Genomic DNA, 18,168 nt, shown 5'->3' on the forward strand with positions numbered 1-18,168 from the left:
CTAGGGCCGATCGCCCGAGGAGTCCAGCCGCATCGGCAGGCCGGCTTGCGCCATATGGGCCTTGGCCTCGGCGATCGTATAGGTACCGAAATGGAAGATGGAGGCCGCCAGCACGGCACCTGCATGACCGTCGCGAATGCCTTCGACCATATGGTCGAGCGTGCCGACGCCGCCCGAAGCGATCACCGGCGCGCGCACCGCGTCCGATACCGCGCGGGTCAGCGCGATGTCATAACCGGCCTTGGTGCCGTCGCGATCCATTGAGGTCAACAGGATCTCGCCGGCACCGCGATCGACCATTTTGTGGGCGAATTCGACCGCATCCATGCCGGTTTTTTCCCGCCCGCCATGGGTGAATATCTCCCAGCGATCGGCCTCGCCGGCGCCTGACACTTTCTTGGCGTCGATGGCGACGACGATACACTGGTTGCCGAACTTGTCGGCGGCCTCGGCGACGAAATCCGGGTTCTTCACCGCCGCCGTGTTGATCGACACCTTGTCGGCGCCGGCCAGGAGCAATTTCCTGATATCGGCAACCTGGCGCACCCCGCCGCCGACGGTGAGCGGCATGAAGCATTGCTCGGCCGTGCGGGCGACGACATCGAAGATGGTCTCGCGATTGTCCGATGACGCGGTGATGTCGAGGAAGCAAAGCTCGTCGGCGCCAGCCGCGTCATAGGCCTTGGCGGCCTCGACCGGGTCGCCGGCATCGACGAGATCGACGAAGTTGACGCCCTTGACGACGCGGCCGCCCTTGACGTCGAGACAGGGGATGACGCGGGCTTTCAGCATCAGCGGCCTTCTATCGTGGCTATGAGATCGTTGAGCAGCTGCCCGACCAGCGGCGGCACATCGGCCTGCGCATCGAAAGCCGGATCGTAGGCGGAAACGGTGATGCCGACGATCGGCACCGCAAGCGCCATAGCGCAGGTCGCGTCGCGCAATTGTTCCGGGTTCGGCCCGCCCGGCGCTACATAGCGGTTGGCCTGCAGCGCCTCAGGGTCGTGCACGTCGAGATCGAGATGCAAGTGCACGCGTTTAGCGCCGGCGACCTTGAGTTTTTCGGTTGCCGCTGCCGCTCCCGGACATTCCGTGCGGATCACCGGCAATGCCTCCAGAAGCTGTTTCTCTTCCGGGTCGAGATCGCGGGCGTTGACGAGCACGCAGCGCGACGGATCGATCGGCTGGAAGCCGGGAATGGCCGCCGCCATCGGGCGCCAGCACAGGCCAAGCACGGTGGCCAGCGCCATGCCGTCGAGAAACCCGTATATGGATGTGTCGGGCGTGTTGAGGTCGCCGTGCTGGTCGGCCCAGATGATCGCGTCGGCGCCTTCGCCGGCGACCGCGCCGGCTGATGTCAGGCAGTTTCCGGCCAGCACGATGGGAAAGCGTCCCCTGTCGCGGGCAATGCGGACCTCGCCCGAAACGGCATTGCAGACAGCGAAACCGGTGGCGATCTCACGCTCCTGGGCATCGCCGACCTTGCCGATGTCCTCGACCGCGACATCGTGGCCGGCCATGGTCAGGGCTTCGACCAGTCCGCCCGCAATCAGCGCGTCCGGCCCCTGCCCCATGCCGCCATGATAATGGCCGCTGTCATAGGAGGCCAGGATGATCGAGACTTTCAAGATCGCATCTCCACCGGGGGCGCGCCTTTCAGGATCGCCAATGCTTCGGCCGGGTCGATACGGCCGTCGTAAAGCGCACGGCCGGAGATCGCCCCTTCGAGCTTTTGCGCGTCGGGCATGGTCATGCGCACGATGTCGGCGATCGAGGCGAGGCCGCCCGACGCGATGACGGGGATCGACACGGCATCGGCGAGGCTGATCGTGGAATCCCAGTTGATGCCGGTCAGCACGCCATCGCGGTCGATGTCGGTGTAGATGATGGCGGCGACGCCGGCGCCTTCGAATTTCCTGGCTAGCTCAACGACGCCGAGGCTCGACGCTTCGGCCCAGCCCTCGACCGCCACCTTGCCGCCCTTGGCGTCGATGCCGACGGCGACCTTGCCCGGAAAGGCCTTGCAAGCCTGCCTGACCAGGTCCGGATCGCGCACGGCCACGGTGCCGAGAATGACACGGGCAAGCCCGCGGTCGAGCCAATCCTCGATCTGCTCGAGCGTGCGGATGCCGCCGCCGAGCTGCACCGGGTTCTTGGTCGCCTTGAGGATGGCGCCGACCGCGGCGCTGTTGACGCTCTGACCCTGGAAGGCGCCATTGAGGTCGACGACATGCAGCCATTCGAAGCCCTGCTCTTCAAATGCCTTTGCCTGGGCGGCCGGGTCGTCGTTGTAGATGGTCGCGGTCGCCATGTCGCCGTGCCTGAGGCGCACGCACTGGCCGTCCTTGAGGTCGATTGCCGGAAACAGGATCATTTTCTCAGGCGCCTTCGACAATGACAAAATGGCCGGTCGAGGCGGCAAGCCGGAATTTAGAGGCCTGCTGATATTCCGGCGAATGATAGCATTCGACGGCCTTGGCGTAGGATTCGAACTCGACCAGGACGTGGCGGTTGCCGGTTGGCCCTTCCGGGCTCTCGTGGCGTCCCGCCCGCACGACGAATTTCGCGCCGTACTTGGCGAAGGCAACGGCATTCGCCTCGATATACCGCTTGTACAGATCGGGATCGCGAACATCGATCATCGCCATCCAATAGCCCTTCTTGCTCATGGCTCCTCAAGGCCTCCAGCGCAGGAAATTGGTGATCAGGGCGAGGCCCAGCGCCTGGCTCTTCTCTGGGTGGAACTGCGTGCCGACGAGATTGTCGCGGGCGACGGTCGCCGTTACCGGGCCGCCATAGTCGGCGATCGCCAGCACCTCGTCGGGCTTGCGCGCATCGAGATGATAGGAATGGACGAAATAGGCGTGCAGGCCGGTTGGCCCGGTTGGAACGCCGGAGAACAGCGGATGCTTGCGCATCAGCTCGATCGTGTTCCAGCCGATCTGCGGGATCTTCAGTGCCGGATCGGCCGGCGTGATCTCCTTCACGTCACCTGATATCCAGCCAAAGCCATCGGTGATCGTCTTTTCGAGGCCCCGCTGGGACATCAGCTGCATGCCGACGCAGATGCCGAGGAATGGACGCCCCTTGGCGATGGCGACTTCCTCGACAGCTTCCCACATGCCGGGGACGGCACGCAGGCCGGCCGCGCAATCGGCATAGGCGCCGACGCCGGGCAGCACGATGCGGTCGGCCGTGCGCACCCGCTCGGCGTCGGCGGTCAGGTCGATGCCGGCGGCGATGCCCGCCTCGCGCGCCGCGCGCTCGAAGGCCTTGGTGGCCGAGCGCAAATTGCCCGAGCCGTAATCGATGATCGCAACGCGCATGTCAGCGTCTTCCCGGAATGTGGGTCAGCCCCAGCGCCATGCCCGGCTGCGCCGGGCGCGCCAGGGCGGCGTCCGGCACCATGCGCGGCGCAGGCTCGGCTTCATCCGCATGTCGCTCGGCCTCCAGGGCAAAGCGCGCATCGGCATCGTCGAGCCAACCGGCTTCGACCACCCCCCATTCGCGCCACCCGCGGCGGCGGAGTGCCGCGATGCGCAGCGCCTGTCCTTCCAGCCCGACATAGAGCGAGACAAGCAGGGACAGCAGCGAGCCGGCCCATCCAAGACCGAGCCTTTCGCCAAGCATCGAAAGCACCGCCATGACAATGAAGGTGAGTGCCGCTTCGATCCACAGCCGATGCCAAGCGAACCACAGCGGCGGCACCAGCAGGCCGAGCCAGGTGAAGCCGTCGCGGACAAGCGCCGTCGCATCGGCCTTTTCGCCAGGGCCCGGCGGTTCCATCACGACATAGCTGGCCATGACGCTATCCCTTCAACGATCCCTTGGTGGAGGGAACCGCGTCCGGCTGGCGCGGGTCGCGCTCCAGCGCTGCCCGCAGCGCACGCGCAACCGCCTTGAAGCAGGTTTCGGCAATGTGGTGGTTGTTGGCGCCATAGTGATTGGCGACATGCAGCGTGATGCCGGCGTTCTGTGCCAGCGCCTGGAAGAATTCGCGCACCAGCTCGGTGTCGAAGGTGCCGATCTTGGGCGAGGAAAACGAAACGTTCCACACCAGGAAGGGACGGCCGGAGACATCGATCGCCGCGCGCGTCAGCGTCTCGTCCATGGCAAGATCGATCGAGGCATAGCGCATGATGCCGCGCCGCTCGCCCAGCGCCTTGGCCAGCGCCTGGCCGAGCGCGATGCCGGTGTCCTCGACCGTGTGGTGGTCGTCTATGTGCAGGTCGCCCCTGGCCCGAACGGTCATGTCGATCAGCGAATGGCGCGAAAGCTGGTCGAGCATATGATCGAAGAAGCCGACGCCGGTCACGATGTCCGATTTGCCGGAGCCGTCGACATGGACCGACACGGCAATGTCGGTTTCCCTGGTCTTGCGGCTGATTTCGGCTGAACGGGGCGACATGGCCTTGTCCTTGTCCGTGAGTTTAAGCGCTTCAGGCGTTCGCCTGCTTGAAAACGAAAGCCTTCTAGCAGCATGATCCGGCGATTGCCAGTTGCGATCCAGGCCGGTATCGAGCGTTTGCAATCACCGCCCCCATGCATACATATGGGCCGATCAAAGTCACTCGTACCGCGCCGATCGCCTTTTGAGGGATGGCGCGAATCGGAGCAGCAAATGTCCAATGAACTGACCATGCACGCCACGACTATCGTGACGGTGCGCAAGGGCAACAAGGTGGTGATCGCCGGCGACGGCCAGGTCAGCCTTGGCCAGACCATCATGAAGGGCAACGCGAGAAAGGTGCGCCGCATCGGCAAGGGCGGAAACGTGATCGCCGGTTTCGCCGGTGCCACGGCGGACGCCTTCACGCTTCTGGAGCGGCTCGAGGCCAAGCTCGAACAATATCCCGACCAGTTGACGCGCGCCTGCGTCGAACTCGCCAAGGACTGGCGCACCGACCGCTATCTGCGCCGGCTGGAAGCGATGATGCTGGTGGCCGACAAGTCGGTCTCGCTGGCGCTGACCGGCACCGGCGACGTGCTCGAACCCGAGCATGGCGTCATGGCCATCGGTTCAGGCGGCAACTATGCGCTGGCTGCGGCCCGCGCCTTGATGGACAGCGACAAGGATGCCGAGGAGATCGCGCGCAAGGCGATGCAGATCGCCTCCGACATCTGCGTCTACACCAACAACAATTTCGTCGTCGAAACACTCGATGCCGCCTGAAACAGGCCGGCGTCCATGATCCCGATCCGAAAGACCGCGCAAGCGAAAAATGGAGGCCGGCTTCGGAGAAGATCATGGAAAGACACGAACATAGCTACGATTTTCGGCCGGTGACCCAGAAGGACCTGCCGATGATCGCCGGCTGGCTCGCCGAACCGCATGTCGCTCAGTGGTGGGACGATCCAGAGACGGAAATCGCCGAGATTCGCGATCATATCGATTCGATTTCCGTCGAGCCGCTGATCGTGGAACTCGACGGCACGCCGATCGCTTACCTGCAAAGCTACGATCCACACCTGGAAGAAGACCACCCTTATGCCGACCAGCCGTTCGGGACGCTCGGCATCGACCTGTCGATCGGCCGGCCGGAACTGGTCGGCATCGGCCATGGCTCGGCGATGGTACGCCAGTTCGTCGAGCAGTTGTTCGAGGAAGGCGTGCCGCGCGTCATCATCGATCCCGACCCATCCAATGGACGCGCCATCCGCGCCTATGAAAAGGCGGGATTCCGGACAATTGATCGCCGGCAATCCAGATATGGTGATGTCGTGCTGATGGCAATCGATGCGCATGAGACGCAAGCGGGCGACACGGAAGCGGGGAACTGACGGATGAACGCAGTTGGCGAGGACAGAACGCTCTCGGCCTATGAAGACAGCTGGCGGATGGGGCTTCTGCTCGTGCTCGCCCTGGTCATCTTCCAGGCTGGAGCCCTCTATGGCATGGGGCATCCGCCGATCTGCACCTGCGGCTATGTCAAGCTCTGGCACGGCGTGGTGAACAGTTCCGAGAATTCCCAGCATATATCGGACTGGTACACGTTCTCGCACATCATCCACGGTTTCCTGTTCTATGCGCTGGCCAGGTTCCTGTTTCCGCGATCGCCGGTCGGCTTAAGGCTGGCTTTCGCCGTCTTCATAGAGGGCGGCTGGGAGCTGATCGAGAACAGCCCGTTCATCATAGAGCGCTACCGCGCCGGCACCATCTCGCTCGACTATTACGGCGACAGCATCATCAATTCGGTGTCCGATACACTGGCCATGGTGCTGGGATTTGTGATGGCGCGAAGGCTACCTATATGGGTGATCGTCAGCCTCGCCATCCTTTTCGAACTGGGTACAGGCTACCTTATCCGGGACAATCTGACACTCAACGTGATCATGCTGCTGCATCCGTTCGAGGCCATCAAGCAGTGGCAAAGTGGAATTTAGCGATATGAGCACATTTTCTCCCCGCGAAATCGTTTCGGAACTCGACCGCTTCATCATCGGCCAGAAAGACGCCAAGCGTGCCGTGGCCATCGCCTTGCGCAACCGCTGGCGCCGCCAGCAGCTGGAAGGCCAGATGCGCGAAGAGGTGATGCCGAAGAACATCCTCATGATCGGGCCGACCGGCGTCGGCAAGACCGAAATCTCGCGCCGCCTGGCGCGGCTGGCCGGTGCGCCCTTCGTCAAGGTCGAGGCAACCAAATTCACCGAGGTCGGCTATGTCGGCCGAGATGTCGAGCAGATCGTGCGCGACCTCGTCGAGGTCGCCATCGGCCTGGTGCGCGAGAAGATGCGTGAGGACGTCAAGGCGCGCGCCCATGTCAACGCCGAGGAACGCGTGCTGGAGGCGCTGGTCGGCAAGACCGCCAGCCCTGCCACACGCGATTCTTTCCGCAAGAAGCTGCGCGAGGGCGAACTCGACGACAAGGAGATCGAGATCGAAGTGGCCGATACCGGCAATGGCGGCATGCCCGGCTTCGAGATTCCCGGCATGCCGGGCGCCAATATCGGCGTGCTCAACATCAACGACATGCTGTCCAAGGCGATGGGCGGCAAGAAGACCAAATTGCGCAAGACGACGGTGAAGGAATCCTACGACCTGCTGGTCAACGACGAGTCCGACAAGCTGCTCGACCAGGACGAGGTGGTTCGCCGGGCGCTGGACGCCGCGGAAAATGACGGCATCGTCTTCCTCGACGAGATCGACAAGATTGCGGCCCGGTCGGACATCTCCGGCGGCCCTTCGCGCGAAGGCGTGCAGCGCGACTTGCTGCCGCTGGTCGAAGGCACCACGGTGGCGACCAAATATGGGCCGTTGAAGACGGATCACATCCTGTTCATCGCATCGGGTGCGTTCCACGTCTCGAAGCCGTCCGACCTTTTGCCAGAGCTGCAGGGCCGCCTGCCTATCCGGGTCGAATTGCGCGCCCTGGAAAAGCAGGACTTCGTTCGTATCCTGACCGAGACGGAAGCGAGCCTCATCAAGCAGTATATCGCGCTGATGAAGACCGAAGGCGTCGACCTGACCTTCACCGACGACGCCATCGATTCGCTGGCCGGCATCGCCGTCGACCTCAACGCCAGCGTCGAGAACATCGGCGCGAGGCGTTTGCAGACGGTGATGGAGCGCGTGCTGGACGAGATCTCCTACGACGCGCCGGACCGCAACGGCACTGCGGTGACCATCGACGCCGCCTATGTGGAGAAACATGTCGGCGACTTGTCGAGGAACACCGATCTGTCGCGCTTCATTCTTTGAGCAGGCGCGCGCCGGATCGTTCCGGCGCCTGTCGGGCGAATGGATCATGTGTGGCCGGATGGTATCATTCGGCCACCTTTCGTTCTGCCGAGCGCAGGGCCGCTCTCGACTCGACCAAGAGCTTTACCTAGTTTGCGCGGCAATTCTCTAGGCGCGGGGCGCATGAAAAAACTCATCCCAGTCATTCTCGGCTTGACGCTGGCGGCAACGCTGTTCGGCGCCGACGCGGCAACCCTGGTGCCGCCGGGAAACCGCAGTGCCGAGCAGCCCAGCATTCCGGGAGCCTCGAGCCGGCGCACGCAGGCCACCAACACCACGTTCCAGGCAAAATACCGCAAGGTCTATGCGCTGCTGCAGAACGACGCCGACCTGCGCGGCAAGATCAAGAAGGCAGCAAGCGTCTACGGCATCGATCCAATGCACATTGTCGGCGCCATCGTCGGCGAGCACACCTACAATGTCGACGCCTACGACCGGCTGCAGACCTACTACGTCAAGGCGATCTCCTATCTCTCCAGCAAGCTGTCCTTCGCCTATGACGGCGAGGACATCACGGATTTCGTGCAGCGGCCGGAATTCAGGAAATGCGCTGGGATGTCCGACAGTTACGATTTGTGGGAATGCCGCGAGCAGGTGTGGAACCGTTCGTTTCGCGGCAAGACCGTCGGCGGCGAAGACTTTCCCAACGACCGATTCGGCGCCACTTTCTTCCAGCCTTACTATGCCGGCCAGACCTTTGGTCTCGGCCAGCTCAATCCGCTGACCGCGCTCCAGATGAGCGATCTCGTGCACAAGGTTTCGGGCCTGCCGAAGCTCGACGTTGGCGATCCCAATGCGGTCTACAAGACCATCATGGATCCCGACCTGACGCTGCCTTATGTCGCCGCGACGATCCGGAAATCGATCGACGCCTACAAGAGCATTGCCGGCTTCGATATTTCGGGCAATCCGGGCCTGACCGCCACGCTCTACAATGTCGGCAATCCCGAGCAACGCGCCTATGCGCTGAAGGCGGAGAACGACAAGCGCAGCGCCGCCGGCGAGCCTGTGAAGCTGCCGGAGGAGAATTATTACGGCTGGCTGGTCAATGACAAACTGCCGGAGCTGAAGGCGCTTTTCTAAGGGCGGACCCGGCGCGCTGACGTTGATTTGCCAAGGCCTGCGCCGCAGACCCTGACAATTGGCGTTTCATCCTACGCCGCCAGCAGCGACTTCAATTTCACCGCCTGCGAACCGAGCGCTTCCGGCGCCGGCCTCGCCCGTTTGCCGATCAGCATCTCCGCCAGCCTGATATCGCGGGCGACCGCATTGCCCGGCCCGATGCCGCTGGCGGCCACCAGCCTGCCGTCCTCGGCAAGGTGAAAGAGGATGAAGGCGTCCTCGCCGAGATCGCGGCGCACCGTGCTGCGGCCTTCGTCGGAAAGCCCCGCGATCTGCAGGGACAGGCCATATTGATCCGACCAGAACCACGGCACCGCCGCATGTGCTTCGCCGGCGCCGAGCATGTTTTTTGCCGCCAGCGCGCCTTGTTCCTGGGCGTTGCGCCAGGCCTCCAGCCGCACGCGACGGCCGCCATAGACGGCAAGCGGGAACGAACAGCAGTCGCCGGCAGCGAAGATGTCGGGGTCGCTGCTGCGCAGTTCGGCGTCGACTGATATGCCGTTGTCGATGGCCAGTCCCGCTTCGGCGGCAAGAGCCGTCACCGGCACGGCGCCGATGCCGATGATGGCGAGATCGGCGAGGATTTCGCGGCCGCCGGCAAGCGCGATGCGCACCTGCCTGCCGTCGTCGGCGATCAAGGCAATGCCTTCGCCGCACGCTATGTCGACGCCTTCGGCGACGTGGGTGTCATGGACGACCTTGGCGATCTCGGCCGGTACGCCGCGCATCAGGATACGCGGCTGCGCCTCGATGACGGCGACCGCAGCACCGAGCTTGCGGGCCGCCGCGGCGAGCTCGAGGCCGATGAAGCCGCCGCCGATGACGGCAATGCGGTTACCCGCCTTGAGATGGGCGCGGATAGCCAGCGCATCGACGAAGGTGCGGAGGTAGACGCAGCGCCCGTCAAGGCCAGGCATCGACAGTTTGCGGGGCGTCGAGCCGGTCGCCAGCAGCAGCTTGTCGTAGGGCAGCATCGAGCCGTCCGGCAGGCGCACAGTATGCGCGGCGCGATCGATCGCTGCAGCCTGAATGGAATGGATATGCCGGATCGACTTTTCGGCGAGGATCTCGTCGCTGGCGATCGCCTTGATCTCGGGCGCGCCGCCGGCCATGGCGTCCTTGGACAGAGGCGGCCGTTCATAGGGCAGATGCGGCTCGTCGCCGACCAGCGTCACTGGTCCCTCATAGCCGAGGTCACGCAATGCAAGCGCTGCCCGGCCGCCGCATTCCCCGGCGCCGATGATGACCATTCCGCGCGTCATACCGGTCATCCGATCTGGACGAAGACGCTGCCGGCGTCGACCTTGACCGGATAGGTCCTGAGATTGACGCAGGCCGGCGCGCCCTTAGCCTGGCCTGTCTTGTAGTTGAAGCGGCCATTGTGCTTGGGACATTCGATGATCTCGTCCATGACAAGCCCGTCGGCGAGATGCACCTTTTCGTGCGTGCACAGGCCGTCGGTGGCGAAATACTCGTCATCGGGGCTGCGATAGATGGCGTAGCTGCGGCCGCCGTGATCGAACCGCATCACATCTTCTTCGTCGATGTCTCCCACGGCACAGGCCTCGACCCAGTCGCTCATACATTTCTCCCGCGAAATTTCCCGATCGCGCCTCACGGGCGGATATCACTCCGCCGCGGCGTTGAAGGCAGCATTGTCGTTGTGCAGATCCTCGCGATACGGCCTGGCGGTGGGCGGCAGCTCGCGCTTGAGGAAATAATCCTCGTTGCGCAACTGGCGCCAGAAGACAGGTAGCATCTCGCGATAGCCGGCCAGGATCGACGGCGTCGGCGCCGGCAAATCGTGCTTGATCAATTCATGCAGCTTCGGCAGCGCATGGTAGGGCACCATCGGGAACATATGATGCTCGACGTGGTAGTTCATGTTCCAGTAGATGAAACGGCTGATCGGGTTCATGTACACGGTGCGGCTGTTCAGCCGATGGTCGGTGACGTTGTCGGCAAGACCGCCATGCTGCAGCAGGCCGACCATGACGTGATGCCAGGCGCCATAGAGCCTGGGCAGGCCGACCAGCATCAAGGGCAGGAACGAGCCGGTATAGAGCGCCAGCGCGATGGTTGCGGCATAGATCGCGGTCCAGATGCGGGCGATGCGGATCGCTTTCGGCTGTTCCTGCTCGGGAATAAAGGTCTTTTCGGCCGCGCTGATGTTGCCGGCGGCGTTGCGCAGCATGTCTGACATCGCATGCCAGGCGTCGAGCACGCCGACAAAGCCGAGGATGGCGCGCACCAGGTCCGGCGGCCGCATAACCGAGATTTCCGGGTCGCGGCCGACGATGATGGTGTCGGTGTGATGGCGCGTGTGGCTCCAGCGCCAGGTCACCGGGTTGCGCATGATCATGAAGCAGGCGACCTGATAGACCCAATCATTCATCCACTGCGTGCGGAAGGCCGTACCATGGCCGCATTCGTGCCAGCGGGAATCCGTGGACGAGCCGTAGAGCACGCCATAGGCGAAGAAGAACGGCACGCACCACCAGGTGCCCCAGAACCAGGCACCGCCGGCGCCGCTGACGATGAGCGCGGCGATCCAGATCGCCGTGTCGCGGAGCGCGGGCGCGTCGGAGCGCTGCATCAGCTCCTTCATCTGCTTGCGGGGAATGTCGGTGTGATACCATTCGGCCGCCGACAGGCCGGTCTCGACGGCCAGCCTGGCGTCGCGGCCGATCAGGCTGTAGTCACGCCGGGACGGCGCAGCATGCATGGTTGCCTCCCTCGGCAAGGGCATCCGCCACGCGAATGCCCGACATTTCCTGACTTCGAGGCTGAAAATAACGCCAGCTCATGATAGACTCAACATCATAAAGATAGTTTCTATCATTTCCTATCATCAAGATGTAGGAAAGATGCACGGTCAAATGAGGACAGACATGGCGAAACGGCCGACCATATCAGATCTGGCGCGCATCTCCGGCGTCAGCGTCGCCACGGTGGACCGGGTGCTCAACAGCCGCCTGCCTGTGCGCGAGGAAACGGCGCGCCGCGTCTATGACGCCGCGACCGAGATCGGCTATCACGCCGCAGGCCTGATCAAGCAGCGTATGCGCCAGGAATTGCCCGAGTATCGGCTGGGTTTCCTGCTGCTTCGGGGCAATGACGTTTTCTATGGCGATTTCGCGCGGGAACTCGAACTCGCGGTCGCACAATCGCAGCGCTTCCGTGGCGTCGCAACCATCGATTTCGCCAGTTCCCTGGCCCCGGATGAGATCGCTGCCCAGATGCGCAGGCTGGCGGCGAAATCGCGGGCGATCGCCGTGGTCGGCCCTGACCATCCGACGCTGACGGCGGTCGTGGAGGCGCTAAAAGCCAGGGGACAGCCGGTCTTCTCCCTGCTGTCCGACTTCGCCGCCGGCATCCGCGAAGGCTATGTCGGGCTCGACAACCGCAAGGTCGGCCGCACCGCCGCCTGGATGATCTCGAAGGCTGCGAGGAAGCCCGGCAAGGTCGCCCTTTTTGTCGGCAGCCATCGCTTCCACGGCCATGAGCTGCGTGAGATCGGTTTCCGCTCCTTCTTTCGCGAGCATGCGCCGGACTTCAACGTGCTGGAGACGCTGGTCAATCTGGAGGCCAACCAGGTGACCCATGATGCGACGATCGATCTTCTGGCGCGATATCCGGATCTTGTCGGCTGCTACGTCGCCGGCGGCGGCATGGAAGGCGCCGTCTCGGCGCTGCGGACAGCGAAGCCCGCAAGCATGCCGGTGGTCGTCTGCAACGAGATCAACGCCGAATCGCGCGCCGCGCTTGCCGACAACATCCTGACGATGGTGATCTCGACGCCGCTTGCTGCGCTCTGTCGCGAGCTCGTCGATCGGATGGCGCATGCCATCGAAACCGGTGCGGCCAATGCGCCGGGCCAGACATTCCTCCCCTTCGACATCTATTTGCCGGAAAACATCTGAAGCCATTTCAGGAATGCGCGCAGCGGTTTTCCGTCCAGGTCGCGTCAGGACGGAAGGTAGAGCGTTTCCATGAAACGATAAAACCCTCGGGCAGCCCGGTCTGCCGCAAACCGGCCGCCTGAAATGATAGAACCCATCAGAGGCAGCCGAAAATCGCACGCCCGGATTCGGAATCTCCCTTGACGCCCCGATCCGAAATGGAATAAATATTTCACTGACTGTACATTTTGGTTCTTTCGTTCCGACAACATCTGGTTCGAGCAGGCAGTTCGGCGTTCCAGCCAGTGGTGAACCGCGTTGGAACGAAATTATATCAGGGAGAGATTCCCCGAGGAGATCGGGGATTCCGGATAGATCGGTGCGACCGGACACCCAAAGTGGAGGAGAGATACAATGAAGAAAATGATTTTGGGCGTCGCTTTCGCGGCGCTGATGAGTTCGTCCGCCATGGCCGCCAAGATCGGCGTGTCGATGGCCAAGTTCGACGACAATTTCCTGACCGTGCTGCGCAACGGCATGATCGAGCAGGCCAAGGGCATGAGCGGCGTGGAGCTGCAGGTCGAGGACGCACAGAACGACGTCGCCAAACAGCTCGACCAGATCAAGAACTTCGCCGCATCGGGCGTCGACGCCATCATCGTCAATCCGGTCGACACCTCGGCCACGCAGGCGATGTCGGATGCCGCGGCCGCCGCCAAGATCCCGCTGGTCTATGTCAACCGCGAACCGGTCAATGTCGACACGCTGCCTGACAATCAGGCCTTCGTCGCTTCGAACGAGGCCGATTCCGGCACGCTCGAAACCAAGGAGGTCTGCCGCCTGTTCAAGGAAGCCGGCAAGAAGGAAGCCAATGTCTATGTGATCATGGGCGAGCTTTCCAACCAGGCAGCCGTGCAGCGCACCAAGGACATCGAGGAGGTGATCGCGACGCCGGATTGCAGCTTCATCAAGATCATCGACAAGCAGACGTCGAACTGGAACCGCGACGAGGCCCAGAACCTGATGACCAACTGGCTGTCGACCGGCAAGCCGTTCGACGGCGTCATCGCCAACAATGACGAAAGCGCCATCGGCGCCATCCAGGCAATGAAGGCCGCCAATGTCGACATGAAGACGGTTGTCGTCGGCGGTGTCGACGCCACGCAGGACGCGCTCGCCGCCATGCAGGCAGGCGACCTCGACGCCACCGTGTTCCAGGACGCGGCCGGCCAGGGCGCCGGCGCGCTCGACGCGGCACTGAAACTGTCCAAGGGCGAGAAGGTCGAACACAAGGTCTACGTGCCCTTCCAACTGGTGACGCCGGCCAACATCGACAAGTTCCTGAAGAAGAACTGAGCGGCGGAACGGTTCACCTCGGGGCGGCGCTCATAGGACCGGGCGCCGCTCCTCCTCTCGGCGCTTTCATGGTGCCAGGAGCGACCGCGGCTGACGGAGGATAGAAGATTGGCACAGACATCTCATGGCGTCGGCGGGGTCAGCTATGATGCGAAGAAGCGCATATGGCCGGCGGAATTCAACGTCTTTCTGGCGCTCGTCATTCTGGTCGTCATCTTCGAATTGATCGGCCGCGTCTTCCTCGGCGACAGCTTCCTGTTCAACACCCGCAGCAATGTCGGCGGCCTCTTCAACGAGGCGCGGCTACAGATCATCATCCTGCAAGTATCGATCGTCGGCATCATCGCCATCGGCGTGACGCAGGTTATCATATCGGGCGGCATCGACCTGTCGTCGGGTTCGATCGTGGGCGCCACCGCCATGATCGCCATGAGCTTCGCCCAGGTGGCGACGGTCAACGGCAACCCCAATCCCAAGGCGATGTTCCTGGCTCAGGGCTGGACCGACCTGCCGGTCATCGTACCGGTGCTGGTCGCCATCGGCTGCGGGCTGCTGGCAGGCCTGGTCAACGGCGCCCTGATCGCCTACACGCGCATTCCGCCCTTCATCGCCACGCTAGGCATGATGGTGACCGCGCGCGGCATCGCCAAATGGTGGTCGAAGGGGCAGCCCATCTCGTTCCCGACCGAGAGCTTCGCCGCCATCGGCAAGGGCCTGATGCCCGTCATCATCTTCCTGTCGCTGGCCGTGCTGTTCCAGCTGATCATGACCTACACACGATACGGCAAGCATTGCTATGCGATCGGCTCCAACGAGGACGCCGCGCGCATGTCCGGCATCAAGATCGCCAACCACAAGATCCTGGTCTACGTCATCGCCGGCATACTCGCGTCGCTCGCCGCGGTGGTGCTGTCTTCCAAGAACCTCACCGCCCAGGCCGGCATGGGCGTGATGTACGAACTCGACGCCATCGCCATGGCGGTCATCGGCGGCGTATCGCTGTCGGGCGGCCGCGGCTCGATCATCGGCACGGTGATCGGCGCGCTGATCTTCGGCGTCATCATCTCCGGCTTCACCTTCCTGCGCCTCGACGCCTACTACCAGGAGATGGTCAAGGGCGTGATCATCGTCGGCGCCGTCGTTCTCGACCAGTGGCGCCAACGCCTGCGGGCATTGAGGGCTTGACCATGTCAGACATCGTCCTGAAGACCGAAAACCTGACCAAGCGCTATGGCGGCGTGCAGGCGCTGGAAGGCGCGAATTTCGAGCTGCGCAAGGGCGAACACGTCGCCATCATGGGCGACAATGGCGCCGGCAAGTCGACCTTCGTGCGCCAGATCACCGCCGTCGAGCAACCGACCAGCGGCCAGATCTGGTTCGACGGCAAGCAAGTCAATTTTTCGGGCCCTATCGAGGCGCGAGAGGCCGGCATCGAGACCGTGTTCCAGAACCTGGCGCTGGCCGACGACCTCGACGTGCCGTCGAACCTGTTCCTTGGCCGAGAAAAAGTGCTGTTCAATCTGGGACCGTTTTCGATCCTGGACCGCCGGGGGATGCGCAAGGCGACCGAAGCCGCGCTGGTGCGCACGGCGGTGAAAATCCCCAACCTGTCGAACACCATCCGCCATATGTCGGGCGGCCAGCGGCAATGCGTGGCGATCGCCCGGACCGCGACCTTCGCCTCCAAGCTGATCATCATGGACGAGCCGACGGCGGCACTCGGCGTGCAGGAGACCGCGCAGGTCGAGAACATCATCCGCACGCTGAAGGATAATGGCGAGCCGCTGATCCTGATCAGCCACAATATGCGCCAGGTGTTCGACCTTTGCGACCGCATCGTCGTCTTCCGGCGTGGCCGCATCGTCGCCAATTTGCGCAAGGAGAACACCGACGGAAACGATATCGTTTCCTACATCACCGGCGCCAAGACCGGAGAGGCCGAACTCGCGGCCTAGACCGGGCGCGGAGGCGGCGGTCATCGCCTCCCTGTCGATCTTGTCTTGACCGGAAAAACACCTGCGCGCATGACCGGCGCCCCGCCAACCTTCGAACCATTCCCCAGAGGAAATTTCCATGACTCTCCGCTTCGCCCTCCTCGGTGCCGGCCGCATCGGCAAGGTCCACGCCCGCGCCGTCGGCTCCAATCCGCAGGCCAAACTGGTCGCCGTTGCCGACGCTTTCGAGAAGGCGGCGAGCGAACTCGCCACGGCCTACGGCGCCGAGGTGCGCACCATTGATGCCATCGAGAAATCCGGGGACATCGACGCGGTCGTGATCTGCACGCCGACCGACACCCATGCCGACCTGATCGAGCGCTTCGCCAAGGCCGGCAAGGCGATCTTCTGCGAGAAACCGATCGACCTCGATGTCAAGCGGGTCGAGCAGTGCCTGGCCGTGGTCGAGAAGGCCAAGGCGACGCTGATGGTCGGCTTCAACAGGCGCTTCGACCCGCACTTCGCTGCGGTGCGCAAGGCAATCGATGACGGCGCCATCGGCACGGTCGAGATGGTGACCATCACGTCGCGCGATCCGGGCGCACCGCCGATCGACTACATCGCGCGCTCCGGCGGAATCTTTCGCGACATGACCATCCATGATTTCGACATGGCGCGCTTCCTGCTCGGCGAAGAGCCGGTGGCGGTCAGTGCGCATGCCTCGGTGCTGGTCGACAAGAAGATCGGCGAGGCCGGCGATTTCGACTCGGTCAGCGTCATCCTCGAAACCGCGTCGGGCAAGCAGGCCGTCATCTCCAATTCCCGCCGCGCCACTTATGGCTACGACCAGCGCATCGAGGTGCATGGCTCGAAAGGCATGGTCGCGGCCGAAAACCAGCGGCCGGTCTCGATCGAACTGGCCAATGAAAAGGGCTATACCCGCCCGCCGCTGCACGATTTCTTCATGACCCGCTACCTCGACGCCTATGCCATTGAGATTGCGTCCTTCATCGCCGCCGCGACGTCGGGCAAGAAGGCGGCACCGAGCGGGACGGACGGACTCATCGCACTTCGGCTGGCGGATGCGGCACTGAAATCGGCGACATCAGGCCAGACCGTCCGCCTCGACAAGTAACGACTTAAAGCACAGGAGCAGAGCGATGAGCGCATCAGCCGATCGCAATTCACAAACGCGCGCCATCGTCACCGGCGGCGCACAAGGCATAGGCTTCGCGGTCGCCGAGGCATTGGCGGACGAAGGCTGCCGGGCGCTGGCGCTGATCGGCCGCTCGCAGGAAAAGGGCGACAAGGCAGTCGCCAGCCTCAAGAAGTCGGGCGTCGACGCGATCTTCATCAGCGCCGATGTCTCCAAGGTGGCCGACTGCAAGCGCGCCGTCGCCACCGCGCTTTCGCATTTCGGCACCATCAACGCCCTGGTCAACGCCGCCGCCACATCCGCGCGCGGCTCGCTGGTGGAGACTAGCGAGGAGCTGTTCGACACCATCTTCGACACCAATGTGCGAGGACCCTTCTTCCTGATGCAGGGCGTGGTGGCGCATCTGCTTGAGAAAAAGGCCCCCGGATCGATCGTCAACGTGCTGTCGATGTCGGCGCATACCGGCCAGTCGTTCCTGACACCCTATTCGACCAGCAAGGGCGCTCTGATGACGCTGACCAAGAATGTCGCCAACGCCTATCGCTTCAATCGCATCCGCTGCAACGCCGTGCTGCCCGGCTGGATGGACACCGAGGGCGAGGATATCGTGCAGAAGAAATGGCATGACGCACCCGACGACTGGCTCGAGAAGGCCGAGGCCGCGCAGCCGATGGGCCAGCTGGTGAAGCCGGACCAGTTGGCCCGGCTGATCAGCTACATGGTCAGCCCGCAGTCCGGCGTGATGACCGGCTCGCTGGTCGACTACGACCAGAGCATCGCTGGGGCGTCGCCGGAGTAGCGGCCGCGTAAGCGAAACCGTTAACCAGGTGGTCATCCACGGGCGGAGCAAGGAGCGCAGCGACGCGGCGCAGACCCGAGGATCCATGCCGCGACTTCCGGGCCGTCGCTACGGCGCAAGATTCTGCACCGCAGCACTCTCCCATCTAGGTCGCGGCATGG

At 63.4% G+C, this 18,168-nt stretch carries 21 protein-coding genes; 11 read left to right on the top strand and 10 right to left on the bottom strand.

The features are described 5' to 3' along the window. Genes hisF through hisB form a run of 7 tightly spaced genes read right to left on the bottom strand, consistent with a single transcriptional unit; the run spans position 1 to position 4,408 of the window. Complete coding sequence (gene hisF / locus LB547_RS29770; RefSeq protein ID WP_181173428.1) at positions 1 to 795, bottom strand: imidazole glycerol phosphate synthase subunit HisF; 795 nt, start codon at positions 793 to 795, stop codon at positions 1 to 3. Then, positions 792 to 1,628: an arginase family protein gene (locus LB547_RS29775; protein ID WP_140763728.1), complete on the bottom strand. Its 837-nt coding sequence runs from the start codon at positions 1,626 to 1,628 to the stop codon at positions 792 to 794. Before LB547_RS29775 ends, hisF begins: the two co-directional genes overlap by 4 nt. Then, positions 1,625 to 2,374: a 1-(5-phosphoribosyl)-5-[(5-phosphoribosylamino)methylideneamino]imidazole-4-carboxamide isomerase gene (gene hisA / locus LB547_RS29780; protein ID WP_140491204.1), complete on the bottom strand. Its 750-nt coding sequence runs from the start codon at positions 2,372 to 2,374 to the stop codon at positions 1,625 to 1,627. Before hisA ends, LB547_RS29775 begins: the two co-directional genes overlap by 4 nt. A 4-nt stretch (positions 2,375 to 2,378) precedes the next feature. Next, positions 2,379 to 2,669, bottom strand: coding sequence for a DUF1330 domain-containing protein (locus LB547_RS29785; protein ID WP_140491206.1), 291 nt, complete (start codon positions 2,667 to 2,669; stop codon positions 2,379 to 2,381). 6 nt (positions 2,670 to 2,675) lie between these two features. Then, on the bottom strand, positions 2,676 to 3,326 hold the full coding sequence (gene hisH, locus LB547_RS29790) for an imidazole glycerol phosphate synthase subunit HisH (protein WP_140491209.1): 651 nt from the start codon (positions 3,324 to 3,326) through the stop codon (positions 2,676 to 2,678). A gap of 1 nt (position 3,327) precedes the next feature. Beyond that, positions 3,328 to 3,804, bottom strand: coding sequence for a DUF2628 domain-containing protein (locus LB547_RS29795; RefSeq protein ID WP_140554571.1), 477 nt, complete (start codon positions 3,802 to 3,804; stop codon positions 3,328 to 3,330). Positions 3,805 to 3,808: 4 nt separating this feature from the next. Further along, positions 3,809 to 4,408, bottom strand: coding sequence for an imidazoleglycerol-phosphate dehydratase HisB (gene hisB, locus LB547_RS29800; RefSeq protein WP_140763725.1), 600 nt, complete (start codon positions 4,406 to 4,408; stop codon positions 3,809 to 3,811). A gap of 213 nt (positions 4,409 to 4,621) precedes the next feature. Here hisB and hslV point away from each other — a divergent pair, with 213 nt between their 5' ends. The 5 genes from hslV (at position 4,622) to LB547_RS29825 (ending at position 8,821) form a co-directional block, all read left to right on the top strand. Beyond that, positions 4,622 to 5,173 (top strand): ATP-dependent protease subunit HslV, encoded by a 552-nt coding sequence (gene hslV / locus LB547_RS29805; RefSeq protein WP_140524119.1) that lies wholly within the window; start codon positions 4,622 to 4,624, stop codon positions 5,171 to 5,173. 74 nt (positions 5,174 to 5,247) lie between these two features. Next, the gene (locus LB547_RS29810) at positions 5,248 to 5,781 is read left to right on the top strand and encodes a GNAT family N-acetyltransferase (RefSeq protein ID WP_140763720.1); all 534 of its coding nucleotides are present in this window, start codon (positions 5,248 to 5,250) and stop codon (positions 5,779 to 5,781) included. Between the two features lie 3 nt (positions 5,782 to 5,784). Further along, positions 5,785 to 6,384 (top strand): DUF2585 domain-containing protein, encoded by a 600-nt coding sequence (locus tag LB547_RS29815; protein WP_140491219.1) that lies wholly within the window; start codon positions 5,785 to 5,787, stop codon positions 6,382 to 6,384. Positions 6,385 to 6,388: 4 nt separating this feature from the next. After that, entirely contained in the window at positions 6,389 to 7,699 is a 1,311-nt protein-coding gene (gene hslU / locus LB547_RS29820; RefSeq protein WP_140763716.1) for an ATP-dependent protease ATPase subunit HslU, read from the top strand. A gap of 162 nt (positions 7,700 to 7,861) precedes the next feature. Beyond that, the gene (locus LB547_RS29825; RefSeq protein ID WP_140763713.1) at positions 7,862 to 8,821 is read left to right on the top strand and encodes a DUF1402 family protein; all 960 of its coding nucleotides are present in this window, start codon (positions 7,862 to 7,864) and stop codon (positions 8,819 to 8,821) included. A 71-nt stretch (positions 8,822 to 8,892) separates the two neighbouring features. On the opposite strand, the gene LB547_RS29830 is transcribed toward LB547_RS29825, so the two are convergent. From LB547_RS29830 to LB547_RS29840, 3 genes are read right to left on the bottom strand one after another with little or no spacing between them, the layout of a single operon-like run. Then, positions 8,893 to 10,131 carry an NAD(P)/FAD-dependent oxidoreductase gene (locus tag LB547_RS29830; RefSeq protein ID WP_181178042.1) on the bottom strand — a complete coding sequence of 413 codons (1,239 nt, stop codon included), beginning with the start codon at positions 10,129 to 10,131 and terminating at the stop codon, positions 8,893 to 8,895. Then, a complete protein-coding gene (locus tag LB547_RS29835; protein ID WP_140763707.1) occupies positions 10,128 to 10,442 on the bottom strand; it encodes a MocE family 2Fe-2S type ferredoxin in 315 nt (104 codons plus the stop codon). Before LB547_RS29835 ends, LB547_RS29830 begins: the two co-directional genes overlap by 4 nt. 45 nt (positions 10,443 to 10,487) lie before the next feature. Continuing rightward, positions 10,488 to 11,585 (bottom strand): fatty acid desaturase family protein, encoded by a 1,098-nt coding sequence (locus LB547_RS29840; protein WP_140491229.1) that lies wholly within the window; start codon positions 11,583 to 11,585, stop codon positions 10,488 to 10,490. 166 nt (positions 11,586 to 11,751) lie between these two features. On the opposite strand from LB547_RS29840, the gene LB547_RS29845 reads away from it, so the two are divergent. The 6 genes from LB547_RS29845 (at position 11,752) to LB547_RS29870 (ending at position 18,007) form a co-directional block, all read left to right on the top strand. Continuing rightward, a complete protein-coding gene (locus tag LB547_RS29845) occupies positions 11,752 to 12,783 on the top strand; it encodes a LacI family DNA-binding transcriptional regulator (RefSeq protein WP_140685563.1) in 1,032 nt (343 codons plus the stop codon). A gap of 393 nt (positions 12,784 to 13,176) precedes the next feature. Further along, positions 13,177 to 14,118 (top strand): sugar ABC transporter substrate-binding protein, encoded by a 942-nt coding sequence (locus LB547_RS29850; protein ID WP_140491233.1) that lies wholly within the window; start codon positions 13,177 to 13,179, stop codon positions 14,116 to 14,118. Between the two features lie 108 nt (positions 14,119 to 14,226). After that, a complete protein-coding gene (locus LB547_RS29855; protein ID WP_140491235.1) occupies positions 14,227 to 15,303 on the top strand; it encodes an ABC transporter permease in 1,077 nt (358 codons plus the stop codon). Positions 15,304 to 15,305: 2 nt separating this feature from the next. After that, entirely contained in the window at positions 15,306 to 16,073 is a 768-nt protein-coding gene (locus tag LB547_RS29860; protein WP_140491237.1) for an ATP-binding cassette domain-containing protein, read from the top strand. A gap of 118 nt (positions 16,074 to 16,191) precedes the next feature. After that, on the top strand, positions 16,192 to 17,187 hold the full coding sequence (gene iolG / locus LB547_RS29865) for an inositol 2-dehydrogenase (RefSeq protein ID WP_140563543.1): 996 nt from the start codon (positions 16,192 to 16,194) through the stop codon (positions 17,185 to 17,187). 25 nt (positions 17,188 to 17,212) lie between these two features. Beyond that, a complete protein-coding gene (locus LB547_RS29870) occupies positions 17,213 to 18,007 on the top strand; it encodes an SDR family oxidoreductase (protein ID WP_140517731.1) in 795 nt (264 codons plus the stop codon). Positions 18,008 to 18,168: the final 161 nt, after the last annotated feature.

Source organism: Mesorhizobium sp. B264B1B (assembly GCF_020165765.1).
Lineage (GTDB): Bacteria > Pseudomonadota > Alphaproteobacteria > Rhizobiales > Rhizobiaceae > Mesorhizobium.

Excerpts from the sequence above, each read along its gene's own strand:
- LB547_RS29845 (WP_140685563.1), top strand. The coding sequence starts at position 11,752 with ATGGCGAAACGGCCGACCATATCAGATCTGGCGCGCATCTCCGGCGTC.
- hslU (WP_140763716.1), top strand. The coding sequence starts at position 6,389 with ATGAGCACATTTTCTCCCCGCGAAATCGTTTCGGAACTCGACCGCTTC.
- LB547_RS29810 (WP_140763720.1), top strand. The coding sequence starts at position 5,248 with ATGGAAAGACACGAACATAGCTACGATTTTCGGCCGGTGACCCAGAAG.
- LB547_RS29840 (WP_140491229.1), bottom strand. The coding sequence starts at position 11,585 with ATGCATGCTGCGCCGTCCCGGCGTGACTACAGCCTGATCGGCCGCGAC.
- LB547_RS29870 (WP_140517731.1), top strand. The coding sequence starts at position 17,213 with ATGAGCGCATCAGCCGATCGCAATTCACAAACGCGCGCCATCGTCACC.
- hisH (WP_140491209.1), bottom strand. The coding sequence starts at position 3,326 with ATGCGCGTTGCGATCATCGATTACGGCTCGGGCAATTTGCGCTCGGCC.
- LB547_RS29850 (WP_140491233.1), top strand. The coding sequence starts at position 13,177 with ATGAAGAAAATGATTTTGGGCGTCGCTTTCGCGGCGCTGATGAGTTCG.
- LB547_RS29825 (WP_140763713.1), top strand. The coding sequence starts at position 7,862 with ATGAAAAAACTCATCCCAGTCATTCTCGGCTTGACGCTGGCGGCAACG.
- LB547_RS29795 (WP_140554571.1), bottom strand. The coding sequence starts at position 3,804 with ATGGCCAGCTATGTCGTGATGGAACCGCCGGGCCCTGGCGAAAAGGCC.
- LB547_RS29835 (WP_140763707.1), bottom strand. The coding sequence starts at position 10,442 with ATGAGCGACTGGGTCGAGGCCTGTGCCGTGGGAGACATCGACGAAGAA.
- hslV (WP_140524119.1), top strand. The coding sequence starts at position 4,622 with ATGTCCAATGAACTGACCATGCACGCCACGACTATCGTGACGGTGCGC.
- iolG (WP_140563543.1), top strand. The coding sequence starts at position 16,192 with ATGACTCTCCGCTTCGCCCTCCTCGGTGCCGGCCGCATCGGCAAGGTC.
- hisB (WP_140763725.1), bottom strand. The coding sequence starts at position 4,408 with ATGTCGCCCCGTTCAGCCGAAATCAGCCGCAAGACCAGGGAAACCGAC.
- hisA (WP_140491204.1), bottom strand. The coding sequence starts at position 2,374 with ATGATCCTGTTTCCGGCAATCGACCTCAAGGACGGCCAGTGCGTGCGC.
- LB547_RS29830 (WP_181178042.1), bottom strand. The coding sequence starts at position 10,131 with ATGACCGGTATGACGCGCGGAATGGTCATCATCGGCGCCGGGGAATGC.
- LB547_RS29860 (WP_140491237.1), top strand. The coding sequence starts at position 15,306 with ATGTCAGACATCGTCCTGAAGACCGAAAACCTGACCAAGCGCTATGGC.
- LB547_RS29815 (WP_140491219.1), top strand. The coding sequence starts at position 5,785 with ATGAACGCAGTTGGCGAGGACAGAACGCTCTCGGCCTATGAAGACAGC.
- LB547_RS29785 (WP_140491206.1), bottom strand. The coding sequence starts at position 2,669 with ATGAGCAAGAAGGGCTATTGGATGGCGATGATCGATGTTCGCGATCCC.